At 70.3% G+C, this 2,000-nt stretch carries 2 protein-coding genes; both read right to left on the reverse strand.

Going from position 1 to position 2,000, the window contains the following annotated elements; translation table 11 throughout:
• The coding region (locus RMO85_RS16475) for an aldehyde dehydrogenase family protein (RefSeq protein ID WP_310529805.1) at nucleotides 1–433 on the reverse strand (433 nt) is incomplete at its 3' end.
• A 262-nt stretch (nucleotides 434–695) separates the two neighbouring features.
• Nucleotides 696–1,859 (reverse strand): methyltransferase, encoded by a 1,164-nt coding sequence (locus RMO85_RS16480; protein WP_310529806.1) that lies wholly within the window; start codon nucleotides 1,857–1,859, stop codon nucleotides 696–698.
• Nucleotides 1,860–2,000 lie beyond the last annotated feature (141 nt).

Here is a 2,000-nt window from a genome sequence, read left to right on the forward strand (position 1 = left end):
GGTAGAACGGGTAGTTCCACGGCATGATCCCCAGCAATGGCCCGATCGGGAGCCTCTGGACCATCGCCTTGCCACCGGAGAACGTCTTGATCGGCTGGTCTGCCGCGAGGCCTGGGCCCTCGGTCGCGAAGTAGTCGAAGATCTCGCCGCAGAACTTCGCCTCACCGCGAGCATCGCCGAGCGGCTTGCCCATCTCCTCGGTCGCGATCGCGGCCAGCTCCGCCCGTCGCTCGACGAAGAGTTCGCCGATCCTCGTGACCGTCCTCGCCCGCTCCGCGATCGGCACGTCACGCCAGACGCCGTACGCCGCGTGCACGGCAGCGAGCGCCGACTCGATCTCCTGATCCGTCGCGTGCTCGAAGGTCTCGACGACCTTGCCCGTCGCCGGGTTGACCACCTGATAGATCGGCCCTGATGTCGTGGCGTCGCTCATGATGTCCTCTCCTGGTCGTGCGTTCTGTGTTGTCATGTCAAACCTAGCCCCGCCACCGATGCGGGCGCGCAAGGTGTAAATGAGGAGCATTTACCCGCCTCAGCTGTGGTCACAATGTGGCCCTCAGGCGTCTTTGCAGGATGCGGCCGAGTGGTGGGGATGGGTCGCCACGCGGCCAATGAACCCATCGACCACTCGGTGAAGCCGCGATCGACGCGCTCCACGCCCACCTGCCGCGATTCTGCGGCTCCTCACGGCCTCGCTACCTTCTGAGCGGCTGATCCAGGGGCAGATCGGTCTTCTTAAACAGCGCCACGCATTCGACGTGGTGCGTCATCGGGAACACGTCGAAGGCCCGCAACTGCTCCAGCCGATAGCCGTGCTCGGCGAAGATGGCGACGTCGCGCGCGAGGGCGGCCGGGTCGCAGGCGACGTAGGCGACGGCACGCGGTGCACGATCCACGACCTGCGCCACCACGGCACGCTTGGCGCCCTCGCGCGGCGGGTCGAGGACGACGAGGTCGAACGGCTCGTCGTACGCCGCAGCGAGCACCTTCTCGACCGGGCCGCACTCGGCGACGGCGCCCCGGTGGGAGGCGAGGTTCTGCTTCGCGTGACCAGACGCCGCGCGGTCCCCCTCGATCGCGACCACGCGTGTGCCGTCGCCCACAGCGTCGGCCAGGAAGCGGGCGAACAGGCCGACGCCGGCATAGAGGTCGAGGACCCGCTCCCCGGGCTGCGGGTCCAGCATGGACATCACGGTGGACACCAACGTCGAGGGCGCGCCCGGATGCACCTGCCAGAACCCGTCGGCCTCGACCGCGAAGTCGTGGTCTGCCACCGTCTCGGTGAGCGTCAGTCCGCGAGTCGGTTCGCGCGCGTCACGGGTGGCGATCAGGCAGTCGTCGACAGGGACCACCCGGCGCGAGCGGTGGGCACGCAGTCCGCGCTGCCCGTCGGGGGTGTGCGCCCATTGCATCCGGGTGCGCCAGCGCAGCCCGTCGAGATCGCCGGGCACCGCCTCGACGCTCACCTCGACATCGAGCCCGGCAAGCCTGCGCAACTGCTCGGCGACCACGGCGCCCTTGAGGTCGCGCTGCGCCGACAGCGAGGCGTGCTGGAAGTCGCAGCCTCCGCACAGACCCGGGCCGGCCACGGGGCACGGCGCCGGCACCCGATCAGGTGACGGGGAGAGCACGGCGATCGCGTCACCACGCCAGAACCGGTCGCCGTCCGTGCCCTCGGTGATCTCCACCACCACCTGTTCGCCGGGCAGGCAGTGCCGGGTGAACACGACGCGGGACTCCGGCTCCGGCAGGCGGACGATGCAGTGGCCGCCGTGCGCCACCGGGCCGACGAGCGCCTCGAAGCGCTCTCCGACGCGCGAGTGCCCGCGTGCCGAGCGGGCCCGGGGGCGACGGCTCACGGGTCGATCTGCCGGTCGTCGTCGACCTCGCTGGTGTCGCGCAGGACCCGGCCGCGACGCAGGTCGCCGGCCTGGACGCGCTGGTCCTCGCGTGAGCCGCGCTCCTCGGCGATCGTGGAGGACCGCAACTGGTAGGGCACG

Origin of the sequence: Nocardioides sp. (assembly GCF_031422975.1) — a bacterium.
Taxonomy (GTDB): Bacteria; Actinomycetota; Actinomycetes; order Propionibacteriales; family Nocardioidaceae; genus Nocardioides.